The 1,941-nt window shown below is 66.0% G+C and carries 2 protein-coding genes; one reads left to right on the plus strand and one right to left on the minus strand.

Annotated features, from left to right (window positions below; all coding sequences use genetic code 11):
- Positions 1 to 15: 15 nt before the first annotated feature.
- Entirely contained in the window at positions 16 to 1,236 is a 1,221-nt protein-coding gene (gene carA / locus RMN84_RS09620; RefSeq protein WP_309611955.1) for a glutamine-hydrolyzing carbamoyl-phosphate synthase small subunit, read from the minus strand.
- A 138-nt stretch (positions 1,237 to 1,374) separates the two neighbouring features.
- On the opposite strand from carA, the gene RMN84_RS09625 reads away from it, so the two are divergent.
- Entirely contained in the window at positions 1,375 to 1,827 is a 453-nt protein-coding gene (locus tag RMN84_RS09625) for a GatB/YqeY domain-containing protein (protein ID WP_309611956.1), read from the plus strand.
- Positions 1,828 to 1,941 lie beyond the last annotated feature (114 nt).

Genomic DNA, 1,941 nt, shown 5'->3' on the forward strand with positions numbered 1-1,941 from the left:
CTCTCATCGGCCAATTCATAACATCATCCCCACAAACTTCTCGAACAGATAGAAACTATCCATCGGCCCCGGGCTCGCCTCGGGATGATATTGCACCGAAAATGCCGGCCGATCGGTCAGCTCCAGCCCGCAATTGCTCCCGTCGAACAGGCTGACATGCGTCTCGCGCACATGGTCCGGCATCCCCTCGCGCTCGACCGCAAACCCGTGGTTCATCGAGGTAATTTCGACCGCCCCATCGGCGATCCGCTTGACCGGATGATTGGCCCCACGATGCCCCTGGAACATCTTCGCCGTCCGCCCACCCACGGCCAGCGCAAGCAATTGGTGCCCCAGGCAAATCCCGAACAGCGGCTTGCCCGTCTCCAACAGCGCCCGGATCACCGGCACCGCATGGACGCCGGTGGCGGCCGGATCGCCCGGCCCGTTCGACAGGAAGAATCCCTCGGGCTCCTCCGCCATGATCTCGTCATAGCTGGCCGTCGCCGGCAACACCGTCACCCGCGCACCCGCCTCGACCAGATTGCGGAAGATATTCCGCTTGGCGCCATAGTCGATCGCGACGACATGGGGGAGCGTTGAACCGGCCCCACCCTGAGCCGTTCGTCCTGAGCGAAGCGCGGAGCGCGTAGTCGAAGGGCCCGCTGCGGAGTGCCCGAGCTCAAGAGACCATTTCCCCCCACTCCAGCTCTCCCTCTCCCCGCGCGACACTTCGAGCGCCAGGTCCATGCCCTCCAGCCCCGGCCACGCCGACGCCATCGCCCTGAGCGCTGCCACGTCGAACACGCCATCCGCCGCATGGGCGATCACGACATTGGGCGGCCCTTCGCGCCGCACCAGCTTGGTCAGCGCGCGCGTGTCCAGCCCCGATATCCCGATCCGGCCATGTCGCGCCATCCACTCGGGGAAGTCGCTCTCCGACCGAAAATTCGACGCCCCGGTGACCGCCTCGCGCACGACACAGCCCAGCGCGTGCGGCATCGCCGCCTCAAAATCCTCGTCATTGGCCCCGACATTGCCAATGTGCGGGAAGGTGAACGCCACCACCTGCTTCGCGAAGCTCGGGTCGGTCATCACCTCCTGATAACCGGTCATCGCGGTGTGGAAGCACAGCTCGCCGACCGCCGCGCCTTGTGCCCCGAACCCCTGCCCCCACGCCACGCGCCCATCGGCGAACACCAGGCAGGCGGTCGCGCCCTTGGGCTGTGGCGCGGGCGTGGCTTTAGCGTCGGCCATCGGGCGATGGGGCCTTTCGAACGGAGTTTCCAGCAATGTCGCTAAGCCACACCCGCTAGGGCCGGACGGGCGTCAGGTCAACGCTGTAAAAGTTGCGCGCCCGCCGCTACCAGTCCGACTTTGGCAAAGGTCGAACCCATGATTCGCGACACCATCCAGGCCGCGCAGGTCAGCGCGATGAAGGCCGGCGACAAGCCCGCCACTCAGGCCATTCGCCTGATCCTGTCGACGATCAAGAATCGCGATATCGAGGCGCGGACCGGAAAATCGCCCGAGGACGACGACCAGCTCGTCACCGAAGTCCTCCAGAAAATGGTCAAGCAGCGCCGAGAATCGGTCGAGATGTACCGCAAGGGTGGCCGCGAGGAGCTTGCCGCCGCCGAGGAAGCCGAGATCGCCGTGATCGACCGCTTCATGCCGCAGCAGATGGACGACGCCGCCGCCAAGGCCGCGATCGGCGCGATCATCACGGAGACCGGCGCGGCGAGCATGAAGGACATGGGCAAGGTCATGGCCCTGGTAAAGGAACGCCACGCCAGCAGCATCGAACCCGCCCGAGCCAGCGCGCTGGTGCGGGGTTTGCTGGGCTAGGCGTGAGCCTTTCTCCGCAATTTCTCGACGAACTGCGCGCCCGCACCCTGCTGTCCGCCGTCATCGCGCCGTCGGTCAAGCTCCTGCGCGCCGGGCGCGAGTGGAAGGCGTGTT

Source organism: Sphingomonas sp. (assembly GCF_031380695.1).
In the GTDB taxonomy this organism is placed as follows: domain Bacteria; phylum Pseudomonadota; class Alphaproteobacteria; order Sphingomonadales; family Sphingomonadaceae; genus Sphingomicrobium.

What these genes read in the sequence shown, in the direction of transcription:
- carA (WP_309611955.1), bottom strand. Translation starts at nt 1,236, where the DNA reads ATGGCCGACGCTAAAGCCACGCCCGCGCCACAGCCCAAGGGCGCGACC.
- RMN84_RS09625 (WP_309611956.1), top strand. Translation starts at nt 1,375, where the DNA reads ATGATTCGCGACACCATCCAGGCCGCGCAGGTCAGCGCGATGAAGGCC.